The sequence below is a fragment of the Mycolicibacterium duvalii genome, assembly GCF_010726645.1.
In the GTDB taxonomy this organism is placed as follows: Bacteria; Actinomycetota; Actinomycetes; order Mycobacteriales; family Mycobacteriaceae; genus Mycobacterium; species Mycobacterium duvalii.
In genome coordinates, this window is record NZ_AP022563.1 from 2,796,333 (window position 1) to 2,818,928 (window position 22,596).

The following is a 22,596-nucleotide window of genomic DNA, read 5'->3' on the forward strand; positions in this document are numbered from 1 at the left end:
GGATTGCCGTCCCGGCCACCGGTAGGCGCGGCATCGCGGGGGGCTCGTCCTCGGTCAGGATGGCGGCATGAGCGACGCGCCCCGTGCCGTGCCCCTGACGGTCACCGACGTACTCGACGAGGGACCCGACGCCAAGTCCCTGGTCTTCTCGGTGCCCGCAGAACACCGCGACCGGTTCGGCTACCGGCCGGGTCAGTTCCTGACGCTGCGCATCCCCAGCGAGCGGACGGGGGCGGTGGCGCGCTGCTATTCGCTGGCCAGCTCGCCGCACACCGACACCGCGCCGAAGGTGACGGTCAAGCGGACTGACGGCGGCTACGGTTCGAACTGGTTGTGCGACAACGTCTCCGCCGGAGATGTGATCGAAGCGTTGCCGCCGTCGGGCGCCTTCACCCCTCGTGATCTCGACAGTGACCACCTGCTGTGGGCCGCCGGCAGCGGCATCACCCCGGTGATGTCGATCCTGAAATCGGTTCTCGCGGCCGGAACCGGCCGAGTCGTGCTCTGTTACGCCAACCGCGACGAGGCCTCGGTGATCTTCGCCGCCGAACTGCGTGACCTCGCCGCCCGCTATGCCGGGCGGCTGACCGTGCTGCACTGGCTGGAGTCCGTCCAGGGCCTGCCCACCGGGGTGCAACTGAGTCACTTCAGCCGACTGTTCGGCGGTTACCAGTCCTACATCTGCGGACCCGCGCCGTTCATGGCGGTGGTCAGGGAGACCCTCATCGACTCCGGTGTGCCACGCGAGAACATCCACCTCGAGGTCTTCCAATCCCTGGAAGGCGATCCGTTCACCGCGCCGGCCACCGACGCCGGCCCCGACGACGGGGAGGCCGCCGACGCCGAGGTGCTCATCGACGGCGAGCGGCACCATCTGCGGTGGCCGGTCGACCGCAACCTCGTGGACACCATGCTTGCCGCCGGCATCGAGGTGCCGTATTCCTGCCGCGAGGGCAACTGCGGCTCGTGCGCGGCGACCGTCGTCGAGGGCGAGGTTGACCCGGGCAACGCGGCGATCCTGGAAGCCGACGACATCGCCGAAGGCCTCATCCTGGCCTGTCAGGCCCGACCGCGATCGGACTCGGTGACCGTCGAGTTCTGACTTCCGCTCAACGGGAAAACGGCACCGGGCCACGCCGCGACACGGCACGATCAGACTTATGACACGACGGGTGATCGATCACATCGCCGAACTGGCCGACCAGCTGCGCGGGCAGGCCGAGGAGGCCGAGAAGATCGGCAAGCTGACCGACGACACGGTCAAGACGATGAAGCGGATCGGCTCGATCCGGCTGCTGCAACCCAAAGCGCACGGCGGTCTGGAGGTGCATCCGCGGGAGTTCGCCGAGACTGTGATGGCCACCGCCGCGCTGGACCCGTCGGCCGGCTGGATCAACGGCGTGGTCGGGGTGCACCCGTACCAGCTCGCCTACGCCGATCCGCGGGTCGGCCAGGAGATCTGGGCCGACGACGTCGACACCTGGGTGGCCTCGCCGTACGCGCCGCAGGGCGTCGCGGTGCCCACCGACGGCGGCTACATCTTCACCGGCCGCTGGCAGTTCAGCTCCGGCACCGATCACTGCGACTGGATCATCCTCGGCGCGATGGTCGGCGATTCCGACGGCAAGCCGTTGATGCCGCCCCGGATGTTGCACATGATCCTGCCGCGCAAGGATTACGAGATCGTCGAGGACTCCTGGGACGTCGTCGGGTTGCGCGGTACCGGCTCCAAGGACGTGATCGTCGACGGGGCTTTCGTCCCCGACTATCGGACCATGGACGGCATGAAAGTGATGGACGGTTCGGCGCAACTCGAGGCCGGCATGACCGAACCGCTGTACCTGATGCCCTGGTCGACGATGTTCCCGCTGGGCATCTCGTCGGCCACCATCGGCATCGCCGAAGGGGCCCTGGCCGCCGCACTGGACTATCAGCGTCAGCGTGTGAACTCCAGCGGCGTCGCGATCAAGGACGACCCTTATGTGATGTACGCGATCGGCGAGGCGGCCGCGGACATCAACGCCGCACGGCAGGAACTGCTGGCCAACGCCGATCGGGTCTACGACATGGTGGCCGCCGGCCAGGAGGTCACTTTCGAGCAGCGCGCCGCCGGCAGACGCACCCAGGTGCGTGCGGTCTGGCGCGCGGTGTCGGCCGTGGACGAGATCTTCGCGCGCTGCGGCGGCAATGCCGCGCGGATGGACAAGCCGCTGCAGCGGTACTGGCGCGACGTGCACGTCGGACAGGCGCACGCCATTCACGTCCCGGGTACCGTCTACCACGCCTCGGCGCTGAGCTCCCTCGGGGTCGATCCGCAGGGCCCGCTGCGGGCGATGATCTGAGGGTTCCGCGATGAGTCCGATCAAGAGCCTCGGCTATGTCACTGTGCAGGCCACCGATCTGATGCGGTGGCGCCAGTTCGCCTTCGGCGTACTGGGTTTCGCACAGGGCAGCGGGCCCGACCCCGATGCGCTGTACCTGCGGATGGACGAACGTGCCGCCCGCATCATCGTCAACCCTGGTGACGTCGACAAGATCGTCACCGTCGGGTGGGAGGTCCGCGACCACGCCGCCCTCGAAGAGGTCAAACGCGCCCTTGATGCGGCCGGCACCCCCTACGAGCAGTTGTCGTCGGCCGACGCGGACAGCCGCCGGGTCGAGGAGGTCATCGCGTTTCGCGATCCGGCCGGCACGTCGCTGGAGATTTTCCACGGCGCCGTACTCGACCACAGCCCGGTCGTCACCCCGTTCGGCGCGAGGTTCGTCACCGGTGAGCAGGGCCTCGGCCACGTGGTGCTGCCGGCGATGGACGTCCCCGCCATGTTCGAGTTCTACACCGGGGTACTCGGTTTCAGATCTCGCGGCGCGTTCCGCGTGCCGGCGCCGCCGGAGTTCGGGCCGATCCGGGTGCGCTTCCTCGGCATCAACGAACGTCATCACAGCCTGGCCCTGTGCCCGGCCGCCACGTTGCGCGATCCCGGGTTGATCCATCTGATGGTCGAGGTCGACTCGCTCGACGCCGTCGGCCAGGCGCTCGACCGCGTCGCCAAGGACGGCTTCCAGCTGTCGTCCACGCTGGGCCGCCACACCAACGACAAGATGGTGTCGTTCTACGTGCGCGCTCCCGGCGACTGGGACATCGAGTTCGGCACCGACGGTATGCGCGTCGACGAAACCTACTACACCGCGGAGGAGATCACCGCCGACAGCTACTGGGGTCATCAGTGGGTCGACGACCTGCCCGCGGCGATGCGCCCGTGACGGTCGTCCCGGTCCCGGCCGCGCAGATCACCGCATGGGACCACGAGGCCGATGTCGTCATCGCCGGTTTCGGCATCGCCGGTGCTGCGGCCGCCGTGGAAGCCGCGCGCGCCGGAGCCGACGTGCTCGTCCTGGAGCGCACCGGCTCCTGGGGCGGTGCGGCGTCGATGGCCGGAGGTTTCATCTACCTCGGTGGCGGCACCGCCCTCCAGAAGGCCTGCGGCTTCGACGATTCCGTGGACAACATGGCCGCGTTCCTGACCGCGGCCATGGGCCCCGGGGCCGACGAGGAGCGCATCGCCGACTACTGCGCGGGCAGCGTCGCGCACTTCGACTGGCTGGTCGGATGCGGCGTTCCGTTCAAGGCCGAGTTCTTCGGCGAACCCGGCTGGGAGCCGATGGCCGACCAGGGCCTGATGTACTCCGGCGGCGAGAACGCCTACCCCTTCAACACCATCGCCGCCCCGGCGCCCCGCGGTCACGTGCCGCAGATGGCCGACAAGAAACAGGGCGAGGCCAGCGCCGGCTACATGCTGATGAAACCACTCGTCGAGACCGCCACTGCCGCGGGCGCGCGAGCCCTCTACGACGTTCGGGCGCAACGGCTCGTCGTCGGATCCGACGGACGAGTCGTCGGCGTCATCGCCCGGCAGTACGGCACCGAGATCAGCGTGCGCGCCCGCCGCGGGGTGGTGCTCGCCACCGGAAGCTTCGCCTACAACGACGCCATGGTCGCGCGGTACGCACCGCGCATCGCCGGCCGTCCCGCCGCCTCGATCGAGCAGCACGACGGTCGTGCCATCCGGATGGCCCAGGCGCTGGGCGCCGACCTCGCACACATGGATGCCACCGAGGTCGCGATCTTCATCGACCCGCAACAGCTGGTGCGGGGCATCCTGGTCAACGAACGCGGCCAGCGATTCGTCACCGAGGACACCTACCCCGGCCGGGTCGGTCAGCTGACGCTGTACCACCAGAACAACACCGCCTACCTGATCATCGACGGCGATGCGCAGGACGACGCGATGGCCTCGCTGTCGCCGCACCTGATGATGCGGCCACCCACCTGGGTGGCCGAGACGGTCGCCGATCTGGAGGCCGAGATCGGCCTGCCCGCCGGGTCGCTGCAGGCCACCGTGGCGGCCTACAACGACGGCGCCGCGCGTGGCGAGGACCCGCTGCTGCACAAGAAGGCCCAGTGGCTCAAGCCGATCGGGTCACCGGTCGGCGCGATCGACCTCCGCGAGAGCACCGGTGGCTTCACCCTCGGCGGACTGGCGACCACGCTGGACGCCGAAGTACTGCACGTCAGCGGAGAGCCCATCCCCGGGTTGTTCGCCGCCGGCCGCTGCACCGCCGGTCTGGCCGCGTGGGGGTATGCCAGCGGCGTCTCGCTGGGCGACGGCAGCTTCTACGGCCGCCGGGCCGGTCACAGCGCCGCCCGCGCCTGAGTTCACCCCTCCACCCGCCCATTCGGCGGCACGACGCGTGGCCGCGATGACATTCGCCGCGTTCATGTGACAGCACCCACGTCGATGTGGTACCTATATGACCACTAGGCATATGCCTATTAGGAATGTAACTTTCCGGAGGTTCCCGATGACCGTGACCGTCGACAGCGTCACCACCGCCCCCAAGGCCGCCCCCGAGACACCGAGCGCCGTGATCGACCGGGTGTCGCTGGTGCTCGACGCCTTCGACGGGCCGGGACGTCTCACGTTGGCGCAGATCGTGCGGCGGACCGGTCTCCCGCGTTCGTCGGCCCATCGCATGTTGGAGCGGCTGGTTCAGCTGCGCTGGCTGCGGCGCAGTGGCCGCGATTACGAGCTGGGCATGCGGCTGGTCGAGCTCGGTTCACTGGCGGTTCATCAGGACCGGTTGCACAGGGCCGCGATCCCGATGCTGCACGAGCTGCACGCCGCGACCGGTCTGGTCGTCCACCTCGCGGTCCTGGACGGCTCCGACGTGGTGTACATGGAGAAGGTCGGCAATCGGATGACCGCGGCGATCCCCAGCCGGGTCGGCGGACGCGCCCCTGCGCACTGCACTGCGGTGGGCAAAACGGTGTTGGCGTTCGCCGACGAGGCCGACATCCCGTTGTTCGACACCGAGTTCCTCGCGCGACGCACCAAGTACTCGATCTCGACGCCGGCACAACTGCGCAAGGAACTGACGAGGGTGCGTTCGCACGGCTACGCATTCGACCGTGAGGAGTCGTTGCCCGGCTTCGGGTGCGTCGCGGCGCCGATCGGCGACCCGGGCGAGGCGGTCGCCGCGGTATCGGTGTGCGGCCCGATGAACCAGCTGAGGTTCGACCAGCGCCTGGTGGCGCCGGTCCGGATGGCCGCTATGCACATCTGGCGCGCGGTGGAGGGCGGCGCCCGCCGGGTGACGCCCACCCTGCAGCAGCCCCGGCCACTGCGTGGCGGACTCGCGGCACGGCCGGCCGGCCCTCAGCCCGCGCTGCACCTGGTATGAGCCTCGACCCGCAGATCGCGGAGATCATCCAGACCCTGGATTCGGGCTTTCCGCCCGTCCACACGATGACCGGGCAGCAGGCCCGCGCGGCGATCAGAGCACGCTTCGTCGCGCCCCCGGATCCCGAGCCGGTCGACTCCGTCGCCGACACCACCGTGCCCGGACCCGGCGGTCCGGTGGCGGTGCGTGTCTACCGCCCGGCCGCCGCACGCGAGGGTGTCGTTCCGACAATGGTTTTCGCCCACGGTGGGGGCTGGGTGTTCTGTGACCTGGACAGCCACGACGGACTCTGCCGCGCTTTCGCCAACGGTATGAACACCGTGGTCGTCTCCGTGCACTACCGCCGCGCCTCCGAAGAGGGGCAGTGGCCGGCGGCCGCGGAGGACGTGTACGCCGTCACCGACTGGGTCACCGCCCACATCGGCGAATTCGGCGGTGACCCGTCTGCGGTGCTGGTCGCCGGGGACAGCGCCGGCGGCAACCTCGCCGCTGTCACCGCGCTGATGGCACGCGACCGCGGCGGTCCCGACCTGGCCGGGCAGGTGCTGCTGTACCCGCTCATCGCAGCCGATTTCGGCACCGAGTCCTACCGATTGTTCGGTCAGGGTTTCTACAACCCCCGCCCGGCCCTGCAGTGGTACTGGGAGCAGTACGTGCCGCACCCGAACGACCGGACCCACCCGTACGCGTCGCCGCTGTGCTCCGACGATCTGACGGGACTGCCGCCCGCGATCTCCGTGGTGGCCGGACATGACCCGCTCCGCGACGAGGGGTTGGCCTACACCGAGGCGTTGGAGGCCGCAGGGGTGCCGGCCGTGTGCCGTTACTTCGACGGCGGTGTCCACGGGTTCATGACGATGCCGGCATTCGACATCTGCCGGCGCGCCCGGGCTCAGGTCTGCGCGGATGTCGCCACGCTGTTGGAAACCACTGCGCCGTAGCGCTGTTCCGGGTCGAGTACGCAATGCGTGCGACCGAACACTGTCACCATGCACTTGTTGTTGTGCGTGCACCGGCTCCGGGCGGCGGGGTCGGCGACCATCGTGTTCACCAGGTCGGGTTCGCGCAGCAGCGCCCGTCCCATCGCGACGAACTCGAAGCCCTCGCGCATGCCGGTCTCGACATGGCCGCGGTTGGTGATGCCGCCCAGCAGGATCAGCTTCGTGTTCTGCATGACCGGCACGAATTGCCTTGCTGCCGGCAGCATGTAGAGGTCCTCGTACGGGTAGGAACCCATCGCGGCCTTACCCATCAGCCGAACTCCGGGACGGAGCATCGGGGGCATCACCGCGGCGAACTCGCGCACCGGGACGTCACCACGGAACAGGTACATCGGCCGGTACACCGAGGACCCCTGGGTCAATTCCAGCGCATCCAGGGTGCCGTCGGCGTCGAGCAGCTGCGCGGTACGCAGCGCCTCGTCGATCCAGATGCTGCCGGGCAGCCCGTCGTCCATGTCGACTTTGGCGATCACCGCGACGCGGTCGTCGACGACGTCGCGCACCCGCTGCGCGATCTCGCGCACCAGCCGTGACCGGTTGTCGATGTCCCCGCCGTATTGGTCCCTGCGCCGGTTGATCAGCGGGCTCAAGAACGAGCTCGGCAGATAGAGGTGGCCGAAATGCAGCTCGACGGCGTCGAATCCGGCGTCCATGGCGGTCTGCGCCGCGCGGCCGAACTGGTCGATGACGGCAGCGATCTCGTCGCGGCGGATCTCGCGGCAATAGGCGAACGAAGTGGGGTTGACGAACCGGCTCGGCGCCACCGCGGTCACACCGGTGAGCTTCTTGGGCGCGACGACCCCGGCATGGCCCAGCTGTGCCGAAATGGCCGCCCCCGCGTCGTGCACGGCGTCGGTGAGCTTGCGCAACCCGGGCAGGGCCTGATCGTTCATCACGATCTGGCCCGGGGCGCTGGCTCCCTGCGGTGAGACGCAGCAGTACGCCACCGTCGTCATGCCGACCCCGCCCTCGGCGAACCTGCGGTGGAAGGCGATCAGGTCGTCGGTCACCAGGCCATGCGGCGATCGCCCCTCTGAGGTCGCCGCTTTGATGATCCTGTTACGCAACCGCACCGGGCCCAGAGCGGACGGAGCGAACGGGTCCGGCGGGGAGTCGGTCATGGGAGCAGCGTCGACGCCACGCGGCACGCCGTCAACCATGCTCTCCCGATGGCCGGGATCGTCACCGCCGCTCCGTCGGCGGGCACTTACCGTGCAGCCATGACCGAGGTCTTCGTCATCGACCGGGTGGTCACCCGGCCTGGCCGCGCCCGCGAGTTCGTCGACACCTATCTGAGCGGCTACGCCCCGGGGGCCCGGCAGCGCGGGATGACATTGCGCAGCGTATTGGTGTCGCCGCCGATCTGGTTCGACACCGAGCCGAACACCGTCACCGTCACCTGGTCGCTGCCGAGTCCGCAGGCCTGGTGGGAGATGACCTGGCAGGGCCGCCCCGACCCGACTCTGGCGGCGTGGTGGGACAGCGTGGCCGATCTGGTCATGGAGCGCGACCGCAGCGCGGCGGCGGCGTTCGACGACGTCGAAAGCCTCTGCGATGTATAGCGTCACCCGCCTCCTCGATGTCGTCGAGGCTGACCGGGTCCGGATACGGCAGGAGCTGCAGCAGGTGGCTCGACAGTGCGACGCGGTCCGGCAGTTGGTCGCCCCCACCCTGACCGGCAGCCGCAACGGCGGCGACCTGCTGGTTCACCTGCGCTTCGACAGCGCCGAGGCATGGTCAGCGGCCGCCGACCGGTTCGACGCGGCGCTGCGTGACCCGGCGATCACCCGGGTCAACGGCGCCGACTACCCGGGGAGTCCACAGATCATCGGCGGCCGGTCCCCCGGACGTGTCTACCGCACCCTGTTGTTGCGGGTCGCACCGGGCACCGACGGCCCGACCGCGGACCGGTTCGAAGCCGACCTGCGGTTGCTCCCCGGCTATGTCGACACGATCAGCGCCTGGCAGCTCAGCCGCGCGGAGCGCACCGTGGGCGACACGCAGTGGACCCACGTGTTCGAGCAGGAGTTCACCGACGCCGACGGCATCATGGGCGCCTACCTCATGCACCCGATCCACTGGGCCGTCGTCGACCAGTGGTTCGACCCGGAATGCCCGAAAGTGATCGTTCGCGAACGGGTCTGCCACAGCTTCTGCAGCGACGAGGCTCGCGTGCTGCGCTGAGCGCCTACAGCCCGGTGGGCAGGATGTTCGGGTTTGCGGTCGCCGGCGGTTCCAGCGGCGGTAACACTCGGGTGCCGTCCAGGCTGTGTACCGGCAGCTGCTGCGACCACGGATAGTGCAGGCTGAAGGCCACCAGACCGGTGCGCACCGACGCCGGCAGGTGGCACATGGCGAGCACGGTCTCGGCGAGGTACTCCACCGGCTCGGTCGGGAAGTTGTCCGGAATCAGGCTCGCGGCCCCGGGGGTGCGCACTGCGCTCGACGGGCCGACGACGTTGACGGCGATGTTCGAGTCCAGGAGCTCGGCGGCGACGCCCTGGGTGAACCGGTGCAGGGCGGCCTTCATCGACGCGTAGACGACGTCGCCGGAGGTCTTGTTGTACTCGCGGTACGGCCGCGCCGGCGCCAGTCCGGTGACCGATCCGATGTTGACGATCCACCCCTCCCCCTGCCGGCGCATGTGCGGAACGGCCTTCTGCGTCAACACGAACGGGGTACGCACATAGTGTTCGACGGTGCGGTCGAAGGTGTCGATCGCCATGTCTTCGACGACGGAGTAGTCGGCGTAGCCCGCGTTGTTGACCAGGATGTCGATCCGGCCCGTGCGCTCGACGACCGCGTCGACCAGGCCGGCGCGGGCCTCGGCGTCCTCGAGATCGCAGGCGAGGCCGAACGCCTTGCCGCCGACCTCCTCGATCAGTGCGATCGTCTCGCCGATGGTGCCGGGCAGTTCCTCCCGACGGCCGGCCCGGCACGAGGGTGAGGGCTGATACGAGCGCGCGGTGACCGCGACGGTCGCACCCTCGGCGGCGAAGCGCTGCGCGATCGCCCGCCCGATCCCCCGGCTGCTCCCGGTCACCAGAGCCGTTCTGCCGGAGAGTAATCCACTCATCGGAGCTCCAAGTCCTCTTCGTCGGGGACGCGGTGGCTCTGCCACACGTCGAGCAGCCGGAACGGGAACGCGGTCACGATGCGGCCACCGCCGGACCGGTAGTAGGTGTGCGCCGTCGGCGTGTGGCACCACACGGTCTGGGCCATCGCATCGTCGATCTGGCGGACGTAGGCGTCGAACGCCTCGGGTTTCACCTCGATCGTGGACGCCCCGCGCAGAGCCATGAGCTGCAGACACTCCATCACGTAGTGCACCATCACCTCGACGCCGAAGTTGTGACCCGCCCCGTGGCCGGGGCTGTAGTTCGGCGCCGAGGAGATGAACATGTTCGGGAAGCCGGGGACCAGCCCGCCGCGGTAAGCCGCGGGACTGTCCCCCCACACGTCGGTCAGCCGCACCCCATCGCGCCCGCGGATGTCGACCGTGGACAGGAAGTCCAGGTGATAACCGGTGGCGTAGATGATCACGTCGAGATCGATCTGCCGGCCGTCGGCCGTGACGATCCCGTGTTCGTTCACCGCGGCCGGTTCGGCGGCCTCGACGTCGACGTGGTCGCGGGTCAGTGCCGCGTAGTAACCGCCGGGGTCGCGGATGATGCGTTTGCCGTAGGGCGCGAAGTCGGGTGTGACCTTCTTCGCCAGCTCCGAGTCGGCGCCGAAGGTGCGGTCGATGTATTCCAGGCAGATCTGCAGCAACCGGTCGTTGGCCGGCGAGATCGACAGATGTCCGGCGGCCCACTCCGGATCACGCAGGATCACCGGGTGGTTGTTGTCCGCGGTGCCCCAGAAGGACTTCAGACGAACCCAGTTGGCGTGAAACGGGAGATGGGCGTTGAGCCAGCGTCGATGCTCGGGCACGTCATCGGTGGACCGCTTGCGCGGGGCGACCCAGTGCGGCTGGCGCTGGAACACCGTCAGGTGTTCGACCTCGTCCACGCAGGCGTCGACGATCTGCACAGCGGTACAGCCGGCGCCGATGACCGCCACCCTTTTCCCTGTCAGCGACAGGTCGGGCTGCCATTCCGCGGAGTGGATGCTCACCCCGCCGAACGTCTCGCGACCGGCCAGGTCCGGCCATCGGGGCCGGTTGAGGTATCCCGCGGCAGGGATGACGACGTTGGCGTGACGGACCCCTCGGCCGCCGTCCGCGCCGACGGTGTGAACCTCCCAGCGTGCGTGCTCGTCGTCCCACCACAGCGCCTCGACCTCGGTGCTGAACCGGATGTGCTCGCGTAGCCCGTTCCGGTCCGCCACCGCCTGCAGGTAGCGCTGATACTCCGCACCCTGCGGGTAGTAGCTCGTCCAGTCGCCGTTGATGTCGCGCGACAGCGAGTAGTACGCCGACGGGGTGTCGACCCCGATACCCGGATAGACGGTGGTGTACCAGGTGCCGCCGACTTCGTCGTTGCGGTCGATGATCTCGTAGTCGATCCCGGCGGCTGCGCATTCCAGCGCCGCGGCCATCCCCGCGATGCCGGCGCCGACGATCACCACGGTGAAGTCGTGCGGCAGTTTCGCGGTGCGCGGCAGCACCGGCTGCGAGGGATGAAATCCGCCTTGTTCGGCGAGCAGTTCCAGATACTCCTCGTCCACCTCGGTGCCCAGCGCCAGCGGAGCCACGCGCGCGAACAACGCGGGATCATCAGGGGCCAGAGCGTCGGGCCGGCAGGGTGCCTCGAGCGCGGCGGCCACCTCCTCGACGAGTTCGTCGAGGGTCCGCGGGTCGGTGACCCCGATGTGTTCGGGCGGGTCCGGCACGAAGGAGATCCGTCGCGCGTAGCGGTCGACCACGCCGGGGTCGCCGGTCAGCTGTGCCAGCACCGCCACCAGGATTCCTGCGTCGGCCTGCCGCAGGTTGGCCCGCATCCGGTCCGGGTCACGCGTTGTCATCGCTCCTCCTCGCTGCCGGCACCGAGTATCGGACGCCTACCGCCGGACAGCCCGGGCCTTGTCTACTCAGCGGGATACCAGGCGGGGGCGCGCGTGGCGGCGCGCCTACAGTCGCCGGCATGGATGATCTGCACCAGGTGCTCGCGACCGCGCGCAGCCACGCGCTCGGCGACATCCCGCGGCGGCCCGCACGCAGGAATCCCGACAAGCTCGCGATCGTCGACGGCGAGGTCAGTTTGACGTTCGCCGAGTTCGAGTATCTGGTCGATCGCGTCTCAGCAGCGCTGGCGGACAATGGTTTCGGCGTCGGCGACCGGGTGGCGCTGCTGTCACACAACTGCTGGCAGTACGCGGTGCTGGCGTTCGCCACCGCCCGCACCGGGGTGGTGCTGGTCCCCGTCAATTTCATGCTCACCGCGGAGGAAATCGCGTTCATCCTCGGCCACAGCAGGGCCACCGGGTTTCTCGTCGAAGCCGACCTGGCACCCACCGCCGAAGCGGCGATGCGCCTCGGCGGCAGCGTGCGCGCCGCCGCCGCACTCGTCCTGCCGGGACAGACCCTACCGGCGGGCTGGACCGACTTCGCGCAGTGGACACAGACCACCTCGACCGCGCCGAACCCGTACATCGCCGATGATCAGCTCATTCGGTTGATGTACACCAGCGGTACCGAATCTCATCCCAAGGGCGCCATGCACTCCAGCCGGAGCCTGATGGGCAACTACATCAGCTCGATCATCGCCGGGTCGATGGAGGGCAGCGACGTCGAGATCCATTCGCTACCGCTGTATCACTGTGCGCAGCTCGACAATTTCCTGATCACCGACGTCTTTCTGGGCGCCACCAGCATCATCCTGCCCCGCCCGGATCCGGAGCACGTGCTACGCAACATCGAACGTTTCGGTGCGACGAACTATTTCGCCCCGCCGACGGTGTGGATCTCTCTGCTGCGCTCGCCGGTCTTCGATCAGGTCGACCTGTCGAGTCTGCGCAAGGGGTACTACGGCGCCTCGGCGATGCCGGTCGAGATCCTCGCCGAGATGCGTGAGCGGCTGCCTAACCTGCGGCTGTGGAACTTCTACGGGCAGACCGAGATGGCACCGCTGGCCTCGGCGCTGGGTCCCGACGAGCAGGACGCGCATGCGGGCTCGGCGGGCCGGCCGGTGGTCAACGTCGTGACCGCCATCCTCGACGACGACAACACCGAGGTGGGCACCGGTGTGGTGGGCGAGATAGCGCATCGCAGCCCGCATCTGATGCTCGGCTACCTCGACGACGACGCGAAAACCGCCGAGGCGTTCCGTGGCGGTTGGTTTCACTCCGGCGATCTCGGCTACTACGACGAACACGGGCTACTGCATGTGGTCGACCGCAAGAAGGACATGATCAAGACGGGCGGCGAGAATGTCGCGAGCCGCGAGGTCGAAGAGGTCCTGTACCGCCATCCGGCCGTCGAAGAGGCCGCCGTCTTCGGCCTCCCGCACCCGACGTGGGTGGAGGCGGTCGTGGCCGCCGTCGTCGTCCGGGCAGGGGCCGACGTCGACGAACCGCAACTCCTCGAGCACTGCCGCACTCACCTGGCCGGCTTCAAGACTCCTAAGAAGCTCTACTTCATCGACGCGCTGCCCAAGAACCCGAGTGGCAAACTGCTCAAACGCGTACTTCGGGAGCGGTTCGCCTAGTCGATGCCGCCGGTGGGGACCGCTGGGCGGGATTTACCGGTTTTTCACCACCGACACACCGTTACCGTTCCTCAAACCGTTGCTGTTCGAGGAGGATTCACGATTGTGAGCCACGCTCCGTTCCAGGGTGTCCAGGGCCGCATCGCCCGCTTCGACGAGCCCGGCACGCCCTTCGAGATCGAACAGGTCACACTGGCCGACCTCGGTCCGGGTGAGATCCTGGTCAAGGTCTTGCGCGCGAACATCTGCGGTTCCGATGTCCATGCCTGGCACGGCACGTTCGCCACGCGCGGGTTGGGCGGTCAGCTACCGACGGTGCTGGGCCATGAGATGGTCGGTATGGTCCATGCGCTCGGCGACGGTGTGGACGCGGACTCCAACGGCGCCCCGCTGTCGGTCGGCACGCGCGTGGTCTTCCCTTACTTCTTCTGCTGTCACACCTGCCGCAACTGCCTGTCCGGGCGGCGCAACGCGTGCCTGAACCTGACGATGGCGATGCTGGGCCGCGCCGACGAGCCGCCGTATTTCGTCGGCGGCTATGCCGACTATTTCGTACTGCCGGCCGGTGCGGTGATCTATACGGTTCCGGACTCGGTACCCGACGAGATCGCCGCTGGCGCCAATTGTGCACTGTCACAGGTGATGTACGGGCTCGAACGAGTCGACCAACAACTCGGCGAGTACGTCGTAGTCCAGGGTGCGGGCGCGTTGGGTCTTTATGCCGTCGCGGTGGCCAAGGCCCGCGGTGCGGCCAAGGTCATCGCGATCGACGGGGTGCCCGAGCGCCTTGAGTTGGCCACCGCGTTCGGCGCCGACGCCGTCATCGACATCACCGGGACCACCGACCAGGACCGGACCAGGATGGTCCGCAAGCTCACTGACGGGCAGGGCGCCGACGTCGTTGTCGAGGTGGTCGGGCACCCGTCGGCGATCGACGAGGGTCTCAAGTTGCTTGGCCAGTTCGGCCGCTACGTCGAGATCGGCAACATCAATGTCGGCAGGACCTTCGAGTTCGATCCGTCGCGGTTCGTCTTCTCCAACAAGACGATGGTCGGTGTCTCGCTCTACGATCCGTCGGTGCTGTCCCGTGCGCTGGCGTTCCTCGAGCGCTACCAGCACACTTTGCCGTTGGATCGGCTCGCCGCGACCGCGTACCCGCTCGACGACATCAACGCCGCCTTCGCTGCCGCGTCGGACAAGCGCGACGTCCGCGCCAGCATCGTGCCCTGACCCCTTCCCGAGAGGATCCATGAGCAACCACGAGTACACCCGCACGCAGCTGTTCATCGACGGTGAGTGGGTCACCCCGGCCGGCACCGGAGTCATCGAGGTGGTCAATCCGGCCACCGAAGAGGTGCTGGGCACCGTGCCCAACGGCTCTGACGCCGACGTCGACATCGCGGTCGCCGCGGCCCAGCGGGCGTTCGACCCGCTGATCAGCGTTGCCGAACGCCGCGCACGCCTCGACGCGGTGATCACCGCGATGGACAAGCGGTTGCCCGACATCGCCGAGACGATCACCAGCGAGATGGGCGCGCCGATCCGTGTCGCGCAGACCGTCCAGACGCAGGTTCCGCTGGCGGTCGCCCGCGCCGTCGCGGAGGTGTTGGGGCGCTTCGAGTTCGAGGAACGCATCGGCAATTCGCTCGTAGTACGTGAGCCTTACGGCGTGGTCGCGGCCATCACCCCATGGAACTATCCGCTGTACCAGGTGGTGGCCAAGGTGATCCCGGCGATCGCTGCGGGCTGCACGGTGGTTCTCAAGCCCAGCAACGAGGCCCCGCTGGCGGTGTTCGAGTTCGTCGAGGCGCTCGCCGACGCCGGATTGCCGCCCGGGGTGGTGAACTTGGTGTCCGGTCCCGGCCGGGTCATCGGCGAGCGGATGGCTGTCCACCCCGATGTCGACGTCGTCTCGTTCACGGGATCCACCAGCGTCGGGAGCCGGGTCGGTGAGCTGGCCGGCGCGACGATCAAGAAGGTGGCGCTGGAACTGGGCGGCAAGTCCGCCAACGTGATCCTCGACGGCGCCGACCTCGCCGCCGCGGTCAAAGTCGGCGTCGGCAACGCGTTCCTCAACGGCGGACAGACCTGCATGGCATGGACCCGCATGCTGGTGCCGCAGGCCCGTTACGACGAAGCACTCGAGATCATCGAGTCCGCGGTGGCCAAGTACACAGTCGGAGACCCGTGCGATCCGGCCACTCGCATTGGGCCTTCCGCGTCGGAGACGCAGTACCGCACGGTGCGGGGTTTCATCGAGCGGGCCCAGCGCGACGGTGCACGCTTGCTGACCGGTGGTGCCGAGAAGATCGCCGACACCGGGTATTACGTGGCGCCGACGGTGTTCGCGGATGTCGATCCGCAGTCGGAGCTGGGCCAGGAGGAGGTTTTCGGCCCGGTCCTGGCGGTGATTCCGTTCCGTGACACCGACGAAGCGCTGACGATTGCCAACGGCACGCCGTACGGCCTGTCCGGGGCGGTGTGGGCCGGCGACGACGACACCGCGATCGCCTTCGCCCGGCAGGTGCGGACGGGGCAACTCGACATCAACGGAGGGAAGTACAACCCGGCCGCACCGTTCGGTGGGTACAAGCGCTCCGGCGTCGGCCGCGAACTCGGCCGCTTCGGTTTCGAGGAGTACCTGCAGGTGAAGTCCCTGCAGCTGCCCTGACCGACAGCAATCGAAAAGAAGGACACATCGTGAACACACCCGATCCGCTGCTGATCTCCGCCGACGGCGCAGTCACCACGTGGACGATCAACCTCCCCGACGCCGGAAATGCGGTCAGTGGAATCGATTTCATTGCCGCGTTCGAGGCGGCCGTCGACGCCGCGAACTCCGACAGCACGGTGGCCGCGGTGATCCTGACCGGAACGGGCAAGATCTTCTCGGCCGGCGGCAACGTCAAGGAGATGGCCGACCGCGAAGGCATGTTCGGGCTGGAACCCATCGCGCAGCGCTATGCGTACGTCGACGGTATCCAGCGCATTCCCCGCGCGCTCGCGCGGCTGGAGGTGCCGATCATCGCGGCGGTCAACGGCGCGGCCGTCGGCGCCGGGTGCGACCTGGCCGCGATGTGTGACATCCGGGTCGCGTCGGGGCGCGCGTCGTTCGCGGAGAGCTTCGTGCAGATCGGCCTGGTGCCCGGCGACGGCGGAACCTGGTTCCTGCAGCGCGCCGTCGGCTACGAGCGCGCCGCCGAGATGACACTGACCGGGGATCGCATCGACGCCGCCACCGCGCTGGCGTGGGGGCTGGTCAGCCGGGTAGTCGCCCACGACGAACTCCTCACGGCTGCAAAGGATATCGCGGACCGCATCGCGAAGAACCCACCGCATGCGTTGCGGATGGCCAAGCGTCTACTGCAGGAGTCGCGCACCGGCTCGCTGGAATCGACTCTGGCGATGGCGGCGGCCATGCAGCCGCTGGCCCACCGCGACCCGGAGCACGCAGCCCGCATCGAACGCTGGCGGAGCAGCTGATGAACGCGCCTCGGCTGGTGCCCGCGACCGGGGAAGACCACGCCGGCACCGCCGCGTTGCGTGTCGAAGTACGTTCGTTCCTCACCGAACAGTTGGCCGCCGGTGCCTTCACGCCCTCGGTGGACGGGTGGCTGTGCGGCTGGGACGAAGGCTTCACCGCAGCGCTGGCAGAACGCGGCTTTATCGGCATGACCGTCCCCACCGAGTACGGCGGCCACGGCCGCTCCCACGTTGAACGTTTTGTCGTGACCGAGGAACTGCTCGCCGCCGGTGCACCGGTGGCCGCGCACTGGATCGCCGACCGCCAGATCGTGCCGGCGCTCCTCAAGGACGGCACCGAGGCCCAGAAGCGCGAATTCCTCCCGGAGATCGCCGCGGGACGATGCTTCTTCGGGATCGGCATGAGTGAACCCGACTCGGGTTCGGACCTGGCGAGTGTGCGGACGCGGGCCACGCGGGTCGCCGGCGGATGGCGTCTCACCGGAACCAAGGTGTGGACGTCCGGCGCGCACCGCGCCCACGCATTCATCGTGCTGGCCCGTTCCTCCCCGGCTGATCCGGCCCACCGCCATGACGGTCTGAGCCAGTTCATCGTGCGTTTCGACGGCCCCGGTGTCGAGGTCCGGCCCATCGTGTCGATGAACGGCAGCCACCACTTCAACGAGGTGATCCTCGACGACGCCTTCGTCGCCGACGACATGGTCTTCGGCGAGATCGGGCAGGGCTGGCGCCAGGTCACCTCCGAGCTCGCGTTCGAACGCAGCGGACCGGAACGGTTGTTGTCGACGTTCAGGTTGCTCGCCGCCGCCGTGGACGGCGCAGACTCCCACCATCCCGGCCTCGGCCGGCTGGTGGGCAGAATCGCCGGGCTGCACCACATGTCGACCGCGGTAGCTGCCGCATTGGAACGCCGCGAGCCCGCCGACGTGCCGGCCGCGGTGGTGAAACTGCTCGGCACCACCACCGAAGGAGACATCGCCGACTTCGTCGATCTGCGCACCGGCGACGAGTCCCCGACCGATCCGGCGCTGCGAACGCTCCTCACCGCCGCGGTGGATCAACGGCCGGGCTTCACCCTGCGCGGCGGCACTACCGAGGTACTGCGCGGTGTGATTGCGCGCGGATTGGGCATGCGATGACCGTCGACGCCGCTCTCATCGAGATGATGGACCGGGTGCTGGCCACCCACGGGCCCACAGCACGACCGTGCGCCGACCCCGACATATGGCAAGCCCTGGACGAGTTGGGTCTGGTGCGCCTCACCGGCTCACCGGAGCACGGCGGCAGCGGAGCAGGATGGGCCGAGGCGGCCGAGCTGATCTCGGCCGCCGTCCGGCACGCGGTCCGGGTTCCCCTGGCCGAGCACGATCTGCTGGCCTGCTGGCTGCTGGAGGCGGCAGGCCTGCCGGCCGACAGCAACCGTCGTACGGTGTGCGTGCTCGACGACTCGGGAACCGCGACGAGCGTGCCGTGGGCCTCGACCGCACGGCGCATCGTCGTCGTCTGGGCAGACACCCACGGCCACCACCTGGTCGACGCCGACGCCGCCGCAATGCGGATCACACCCGGCACCAACATGGTCGACGAGCCCCGCGACACTGTGACCGCCGACCTCACGGACCTGGCGCCATACGCGATCACCGTGCCGGAAGAACTGGTCGAGCAGTTGCGGCTCAAGTCGGCGCTGGTGCGGTCGCTTCAGGTCTGTGCCGCCCTCGACACCATCGTCGACCTCGTCATCGAGCACACGAGCACCCGCGTGCAATTCGGCCGTCCCTTGTCGAAATTCCAGGCGATCCAGCACCTGGTCGCCGACCTCGCCGCCGAAGCAGCCCTCGCGCGGGCGGCCACCGAGGCCGCCATGTCCACCGCGATCGCCACGGACTGGTCCGGCGCCTCGCTCGCTTTCCGGGTGGCGACGGCGCGCTCGTGCACCGGCCATGCCGCGTCGGTGGTGGTGCGCAATGCGCACCAGGCGTTCGGCGCGATCGGCACCACTGTCGAACACACGCTGCACCGCTACACCCGCGCCGCGTTGGCTTGGCGCTCGGAATACGGTTCGGTGCAGCACTGGGACGAACAGCTGACCCGTGGTGCGGTGGCCGCCGGCGCTGCGGGTCTGTGGCCGCTGATCGCCGGCTGAGGAGTGTTCCGCTGACCGGACGGCAGTGTGCCGGAAGCCACACGGCGGCGGTTCACTCGAGGGCATGACCAACGAGATCACGCTGCCCGAAGTCCAGGAGTTCATCGCCAGCTTCTGGTACCACTACGACCAGGGTCAGTTCGACGTCCTCGGCGCCTATCTCGCCGAGGACATGCGGTATCTGAGCCGCTCCGACTCGGGCAACTGCCCGTTCGAGGAACTGTTGGCGGCCGAGGTGCAGGGCGGACCGGAGACGCTGGCCTGGCTGAACCAGCACCGTGACGAGAACCCGTACCCGCTGCGGCACCACGCGACGAACATCCATCGGACCGGGACCGACGGCGACATCACCACTGTTCGCTTCTACCTGTACGTCAACCAGGTCACCAACAACGTGCCCTTCGACGTGTCGTCGGGCGTCGTGGACGTCGGCATCCGGCGCGCCGGCGGCTGTCTGGTCTTCACCTCGATGACAGTCATTCTCGACGCCGAGGACTCGATCCCGTTCGCCCAGCATCGGACGAAGGCCGCCACTGGCGTCACGGCATGACGCGAGCTCGCGAAACTTTCGGCGGCGGTGTCGCCGTCATCACCGGCGCCGCCGCCGGCATCGGTGCCGGTCTCGCCCGGCATGCCCACCGGCTCGGCATGACGGTGGTACTGGTCGACGTGGATGCCCAAGCCGCCGCCGCGCTGCGCGACGAGCTGCCCGGATCGATCGACGTGGTGTGCGATGTGCGCGACGCCGACGCGATGGCAGCCCTGGCGGAGCGCGTCTACCGCGACGTCGGTTCGGTGCGGTTGCTGGTCAACAATGCGGGCGTGGAGCAGTTCGGCTATCTGTGGGACACCCCGGTGGCGAACTGGAACCGCGTGATGGACATCAACGTCAGCGGGGTGTTTCACGGGGTGCGCGCGTTCCTGCCGCGGATGATCGCCGCGCAGACCCGCGCGTGGGTGTGGAACCTGTCGTCGATCGGCGGGGTGGCGGTGGTCCCGCTACAGACCCCCTACATCGTCAGCAAGCACGCCGTGCTGGCGCTGACCGAATGTCTGCGTCTGGAAGTGGAATTGGCCGGTCACGCCGACCTGATTCAGGTGCAGGCCGTCCTGCCGGGCGCGGTGAAGTCGAACATCTTCGAAACCGCCGGCGGCGTCGACCCGGCCGCCGACGGCACCGACGTCGCCGCGGCCGAGTCGCAACGCGCGGCCATGCTCGACATCAAAGCCGATGCGATGGACCCGATCGAGGCCGCCGAGGTCGTGTTCGACCAGGCCGCCGACGGCGCGTTCTATCTGCTGACCCAGCCGGACTACGTCGGTTCGGCGATGGCCGAGCGTGCCGAGGTGCTGCGATCCCGGACCCCGCCCCAGCTTCGCACCACGCGCCGGTTCGACCCGGCCGAGCACTGAAGGCTTCCTGGTGACCCACCAGCCGGTGCTGGATCCCGACGCCGCGGCCCGCGTCGCGTCCTTCGGGCCGCAGGTCCCGATGCGTGAGCGTGGTCTGGAGGCGGTGCGCGATGCGATCGAGTCTGCCCCTCTCCCAGTGGAAATGCCCGCGATGGCCGAGATCAGTGACATCCAGGTCGACGGATCCGGCGGACCGGTGCCGGTGCGGATCTACCGGCCCGATGCGCCGGACCGTCCCTCTGCGGTGATCGTTCATCTGCACGGCGGCGGTCTGGTGATGGGCTCCAACCGTTCCTTCGAACCCATGGCCAGGGCGTTGGCCGCAGCTAGCGGCGCCGTAGTCGTCGCCGTCGACTACCGGTTGGCGCCGGAGCACCCGCCGCCGGCCCAGTTCGACGACGCATGGGCGGTGACCACGTGGGTCGCCGCGGAGTCGGAAAGGCTCGGGTTCCGCCACGATCGAATAGTCGTCTGCGGTGACAGCGCCGGCGGGGCGCTGGCCGCCGCGGTTGCGCTCGCCGCGCGGGACGACGGCGGGCCGGACCTGTTCGCACAGGTGCTGTTGTATCCCGGCCTGGACCGGGACATGGCGGCAGCGTCGGTACTGGCGAACCCGCAGGCGCCCATGCTGCTTCACGACGACATCGTCTACCTGCACGAGCTCGCCGACCGAGGCGCGGATAACCTGCACGACGTCCGCCGCGTGCCCGCGTATGCCACCGACCTGAGCGGTTTGCCGCAGGCGATTGTCGTCACCGCCGAACTGGATCCCATCGCCGACTGGGGCGAACGGTACGCCGGCCGGCTCCGAGACGCCGGCGTGCAGACCACGCTCACCCGCTATCCCGGTATCTACCACGGGTTTCTGATGCGTTCGGAGACCACCGCCCGCGGCCGGCTGGCGATGGCCGAAATCGGTGCCCTGCTACGGGCGAAGTTCGCCCACCCACTGCTTTTCCCCTGACACCGACCAATCTCCCGATGGCCGGACATGCCCCGTCCCGACCGCGGTGGACGAAACCACAATCGAACACAACACCGGCGCAGCGGCGCCGTAATGAGAGAAGGAGTGCCAGTGATGCTCACCGAGGAACGGCGCATGGAGCTGTCCGACGTCCTGCGTCCGGCGGCGCCGCCGCGCGAGGTCGACAACGTCTACACCGACGACCAACGGGACCGCCTGCTCGATGTGGTGCGCAGAGACGCGCCCTGGAGTCTGATCATCGCCCAGCACTTTGCGTCTCCCGAGGAGCTGATGGCGACCATGAGCGGGCAGTTCCCCGAGGGCTTCACCCCCACGCTGGACCTGTTCTTGACGCCGACGTTCCGCGGACATCTCGCCAACTACGGCACCGTCCTCTACCCCGAGCTGCACGACTGTTTCTATAACGCAGGCTTTTTGGAGGAAGCAAAGTCGTACTGGGGTGCGCAGTACGCCAAACCGCAGATGATGCTGTTCAACATCAACGGGCCGTGCTGCAACCGCGACCCGGGTCATCTCGACTCCCCCAGCTTCCGCGGCGTGCGGTACGAGAACGCGCCGACCTGGCTGGTCAGCGTGATGGGCAAGTCCGGTCTGTTCACCGACTACCTGATCAAGATGGCCCAGGTGATCACCTGGTTCTCTCACGATGAGAGCAGCGGATTCACGTACTGGCCCGACGGCCCGCTCAAGGCCCCCAAGCGTGTCCAGCCGCCCGTGTACAACCGCGGCGTCGTGGTGCAGAACGAGATGATGGTGCACCGCGGTGAGGCTAACGGGCCGCTGGACCAACAGGTTCCAGCCGGCCTGTCGTTCGACACTGTGTTCGCCGGTGACCCTGACTCTCGCGACCACTGGGTGCTGCGCAACGGTGATGACGTGATCGCCCGCCACCACACCGACGAGTTGCGGTTCCTCGTGCACTGGTCCGCCGAAGTGTATTCGGACTATGACGAGTTGAAGAAGAACATGGACCACACCGACGATCTGACCATCGATAAGGCCATCGACATGATGGTCGACGATCTGGCCACCAAGGGCATCAAACTCGACATCCCGAGCGCGCCCCTGCACGATCCGGCGTTCATCGGCGCGTTGAACGCCGCCTACGACCTCGGCGGTCCGGCGATCTACCCTGAGGAAGCGCCGCTCAGCGCGTTCCAGCTCACCTGAACGTCGGTGACCGCC

The 22,596-nt window shown here is 68.4% G+C and carries 21 protein-coding genes; 18 read left to right on the forward strand and 3 right to left on the reverse strand.

What is annotated here, in order from left to right; genetic code table 11:
* The first annotated feature begins 67 nt into the window (after positions 1 to 67).
* From G6N31_RS13140 to lipP1, 6 genes are all read left to right on the forward strand, one after another.
* On the forward strand, positions 68 to 1,102 hold the full coding sequence (locus G6N31_RS13140) for a ferredoxin--NADP reductase (RefSeq protein ID WP_098002949.1): 1,035 nt from the start codon (positions 68 to 70) through the stop codon (positions 1,100 to 1,102).
* Positions 1,103 to 1,160: 58 nt separating this feature from the next.
* The gene (locus tag G6N31_RS13145) at positions 1,161 to 2,342 is read left to right on the forward strand and encodes an acyl-CoA dehydrogenase family protein (protein ID WP_098002950.1); all 1,182 of its coding nucleotides are present in this window, start codon (positions 1,161 to 1,163) and stop codon (positions 2,340 to 2,342) included.
* A gap of 10 nt (positions 2,343 to 2,352) precedes the next feature.
* The gene (bphC, locus tag G6N31_RS13150) at positions 2,353 to 3,261 is read left to right on the forward strand and encodes a biphenyl-2,3-diol 1,2-dioxygenase (protein ID WP_098002951.1); all 909 of its coding nucleotides are present in this window, start codon (positions 2,353 to 2,355) and stop codon (positions 3,259 to 3,261) included.
* Positions 3,258 to 4,712, forward strand: a complete 1,455-nt coding sequence (locus tag G6N31_RS13155; protein ID WP_098002952.1) for an FAD-dependent oxidoreductase — start codon at positions 3,258 to 3,260, stop codon at positions 4,710 to 4,712. Before bphC ends, G6N31_RS13155 begins: the two co-directional genes overlap by 4 nt.
* Positions 4,713 to 4,860: 148 nt before the next feature.
* Positions 4,861 to 5,739: an IclR family transcriptional regulator gene (locus G6N31_RS13160; RefSeq protein WP_098002953.1), complete on the forward strand. Its 879-nt coding sequence runs from the start codon at positions 4,861 to 4,863 to the stop codon at positions 5,737 to 5,739.
* Positions 5,736 to 6,680: a LipP1 family hormone-sensitive lipase gene (gene lipP1 / locus G6N31_RS13165; RefSeq protein ID WP_098002954.1), complete on the forward strand. Its 945-nt coding sequence runs from the start codon at positions 5,736 to 5,738 to the stop codon at positions 6,678 to 6,680. Before G6N31_RS13160 ends, lipP1 begins: the two co-directional genes overlap by 4 nt.
* Here lipP1 and G6N31_RS13170 read toward each other — a convergent pair.
* A complete protein-coding gene (locus tag G6N31_RS13170; RefSeq protein WP_098002955.1) occupies positions 6,632 to 7,861 on the reverse strand; it encodes an NADH:flavin oxidoreductase in 1,230 nt (409 codons plus the stop codon). The two genes, lipP1 and G6N31_RS13170, sit on opposite strands and share 49 nt — an antisense overlap.
* A gap of 99 nt (positions 7,862 to 7,960) precedes the next feature.
* On the opposite strand from G6N31_RS13170, the gene G6N31_RS13175 reads away from it, so the two are divergent.
* Positions 7,961 to 8,302, forward strand: coding sequence for a hypothetical protein (locus G6N31_RS13175; RefSeq protein WP_098002981.1), 342 nt, complete (start codon positions 7,961 to 7,963; stop codon positions 8,300 to 8,302).
* Positions 8,295 to 8,924: a Dabb family protein gene (locus G6N31_RS13180; protein ID WP_098002956.1), complete on the forward strand. Its 630-nt coding sequence runs from the start codon at positions 8,295 to 8,297 to the stop codon at positions 8,922 to 8,924. The genes G6N31_RS13175 and G6N31_RS13180 overlap by 8 nt, the downstream gene beginning before the upstream one ends.
* Before the next feature lie 4 nt (positions 8,925 to 8,928).
* Here the strand turns inward: G6N31_RS13180 and G6N31_RS13185 are convergent, their stop codons facing one another.
* Together G6N31_RS13185 and G6N31_RS13190 are read right to left on the reverse strand one after the other, a co-directional pair.
* Positions 8,929 to 9,816 carry an SDR family NAD(P)-dependent oxidoreductase gene (locus G6N31_RS13185; RefSeq protein WP_098002957.1) on the reverse strand — a complete coding sequence of 296 codons (888 nt, stop codon included), beginning with the start codon at positions 9,814 to 9,816 and terminating at the stop codon, positions 8,929 to 8,931.
* On the reverse strand, positions 9,813 to 11,705 hold the full coding sequence (locus G6N31_RS13190) for a flavin-containing monooxygenase (RefSeq protein ID WP_098002958.1): 1,893 nt from the start codon (positions 11,703 to 11,705) through the stop codon (positions 9,813 to 9,815). The genes G6N31_RS13185 and G6N31_RS13190 overlap by 4 nt, the downstream gene beginning before the upstream one ends.
* Positions 11,706 to 11,824: 119 nt before the next feature.
* On the opposite strand from G6N31_RS13190, the gene G6N31_RS13195 reads away from it, so the two are divergent.
* The 10 genes from G6N31_RS13195 to G6N31_RS13240 all read left to right on the forward strand — a co-directional run bounded on the left by G6N31_RS13195 (position 11,825) and on the right by G6N31_RS13240 (position 22,581).
* The gene (locus G6N31_RS13195) at positions 11,825 to 13,387 is read left to right on the forward strand and encodes an acyl-CoA synthetase (protein WP_163722161.1); all 1,563 of its coding nucleotides are present in this window, start codon (positions 11,825 to 11,827) and stop codon (positions 13,385 to 13,387) included.
* A 105-nt stretch (positions 13,388 to 13,492) separates the two neighbouring features.
* The gene (locus tag G6N31_RS13200; protein WP_234815253.1) at positions 13,493 to 14,617 is read left to right on the forward strand and encodes a zinc-binding dehydrogenase; all 1,125 of its coding nucleotides are present in this window, start codon (positions 13,493 to 13,495) and stop codon (positions 14,615 to 14,617) included.
* 19 nt (positions 14,618 to 14,636) lie between these two features.
* Positions 14,637 to 16,058, forward strand: a complete 1,422-nt coding sequence (locus G6N31_RS13205; protein WP_098002960.1) for an aldehyde dehydrogenase family protein — start codon at positions 14,637 to 14,639, stop codon at positions 16,056 to 16,058.
* A gap of 29 nt (positions 16,059 to 16,087) precedes the next feature.
* Positions 16,088 to 16,870: a crotonase/enoyl-CoA hydratase family protein gene (locus G6N31_RS13210; RefSeq protein WP_098002961.1), complete on the forward strand. Its 783-nt coding sequence runs from the start codon at positions 16,088 to 16,090 to the stop codon at positions 16,868 to 16,870.
* A complete protein-coding gene (locus G6N31_RS13215) occupies positions 16,870 to 18,009 on the forward strand; it encodes an acyl-CoA dehydrogenase family protein (RefSeq protein WP_098002962.1) in 1,140 nt (379 codons plus the stop codon). The genes G6N31_RS13210 and G6N31_RS13215 overlap by 1 nt, the downstream gene beginning before the upstream one ends.
* Positions 18,006 to 19,013: an acyl-CoA dehydrogenase family protein gene (locus tag G6N31_RS13220; RefSeq protein WP_098002963.1), complete on the forward strand. Its 1,008-nt coding sequence runs from the start codon at positions 18,006 to 18,008 to the stop codon at positions 19,011 to 19,013. The genes G6N31_RS13215 and G6N31_RS13220 overlap by 4 nt, the downstream gene beginning before the upstream one ends.
* A 64-nt stretch (positions 19,014 to 19,077) precedes the next feature.
* Positions 19,078 to 19,563, forward strand: coding sequence for a nuclear transport factor 2 family protein (locus tag G6N31_RS13225; RefSeq protein WP_098002964.1), 486 nt, complete (start codon positions 19,078 to 19,080; stop codon positions 19,561 to 19,563).
* Entirely contained in the window at positions 19,560 to 20,426 is an 867-nt protein-coding gene (locus tag G6N31_RS13230; protein ID WP_098002965.1) for an SDR family NAD(P)-dependent oxidoreductase, read from the forward strand. The genes G6N31_RS13225 and G6N31_RS13230 overlap by 4 nt, the downstream gene beginning before the upstream one ends.
* Before the next feature lie 10 nt (positions 20,427 to 20,436).
* Positions 20,437 to 21,390, forward strand: a complete 954-nt coding sequence (locus G6N31_RS13235; RefSeq protein ID WP_098002966.1) for an alpha/beta hydrolase — start codon at positions 20,437 to 20,439, stop codon at positions 21,388 to 21,390.
* 114 nt (positions 21,391 to 21,504) lie between these two features.
* Positions 21,505 to 22,581 (forward strand): hypothetical protein, encoded by a 1,077-nt coding sequence (locus tag G6N31_RS13240; RefSeq protein WP_098002983.1) that lies wholly within the window; start codon positions 21,505 to 21,507, stop codon positions 22,579 to 22,581.
* The last annotated feature ends 15 nt before the right edge of the window (positions 22,582 to 22,596 follow it).

What these genes read in the sequence shown, in the direction of transcription:
- G6N31_RS13140 (WP_098002949.1), top strand. Translation starts at nt 68, where the DNA reads ATGAGCGACGCGCCCCGTGCCGTGCCCCTGACGGTCACCGACGTACTC.
- G6N31_RS13185 (WP_098002957.1), bottom strand. Translation starts at nt 9,816, where the DNA reads ATGAGTGGATTACTCTCCGGCAGAACGGCTCTGGTGACCGGGAGCAGC.
- G6N31_RS13160 (WP_098002953.1), top strand. Translation starts at nt 4,861, where the DNA reads ATGACCGTGACCGTCGACAGCGTCACCACCGCCCCCAAGGCCGCCCCC.
- G6N31_RS13205 (WP_098002960.1), top strand. Translation starts at nt 14,637, where the DNA reads ATGAGCAACCACGAGTACACCCGCACGCAGCTGTTCATCGACGGTGAG.
- G6N31_RS13230 (WP_098002965.1), top strand. Translation starts at nt 19,560, where the DNA reads ATGACGCGAGCTCGCGAAACTTTCGGCGGCGGTGTCGCCGTCATCACC.
- G6N31_RS13170 (WP_098002955.1), bottom strand. Translation starts at nt 7,861, where the DNA reads ATGACCGACTCCCCGCCGGACCCGTTCGCTCCGTCCGCTCTGGGCCCG.
- G6N31_RS13145 (WP_098002950.1), top strand. Translation starts at nt 1,161, where the DNA reads ATGACACGACGGGTGATCGATCACATCGCCGAACTGGCCGACCAGCTG.
- G6N31_RS13195 (WP_163722161.1), top strand. Translation starts at nt 11,825, where the DNA reads ATGGATGATCTGCACCAGGTGCTCGCGACCGCGCGCAGCCACGCGCTC.
- G6N31_RS13240 (WP_098002983.1), top strand. Translation starts at nt 21,505, where the DNA reads ATGCTCACCGAGGAACGGCGCATGGAGCTGTCCGACGTCCTGCGTCCG.
- G6N31_RS13220 (WP_098002963.1), top strand. Translation starts at nt 18,006, where the DNA reads ATGACCGTCGACGCCGCTCTCATCGAGATGATGGACCGGGTGCTGGCC.
- lipP1 (WP_098002954.1), top strand. Translation starts at nt 5,736, where the DNA reads ATGAGCCTCGACCCGCAGATCGCGGAGATCATCCAGACCCTGGATTCG.
- G6N31_RS13215 (WP_098002962.1), top strand. Translation starts at nt 16,870, where the DNA reads ATGAACGCGCCTCGGCTGGTGCCCGCGACCGGGGAAGACCACGCCGGC.
- G6N31_RS13225 (WP_098002964.1), top strand. Translation starts at nt 19,078, where the DNA reads ATGACCAACGAGATCACGCTGCCCGAAGTCCAGGAGTTCATCGCCAGC.
- G6N31_RS13175 (WP_098002981.1), top strand. Translation starts at nt 7,961, where the DNA reads ATGACCGAGGTCTTCGTCATCGACCGGGTGGTCACCCGGCCTGGCCGC.
- G6N31_RS13180 (WP_098002956.1), top strand. Translation starts at nt 8,295, where the DNA reads ATGTATAGCGTCACCCGCCTCCTCGATGTCGTCGAGGCTGACCGGGTC.
- bphC (WP_098002951.1), top strand. Translation starts at nt 2,353, where the DNA reads ATGAGTCCGATCAAGAGCCTCGGCTATGTCACTGTGCAGGCCACCGAT.
- G6N31_RS13190 (WP_098002958.1), bottom strand. Translation starts at nt 11,705, where the DNA reads ATGACAACGCGTGACCCGGACCGGATGCGGGCCAACCTGCGGCAGGCC.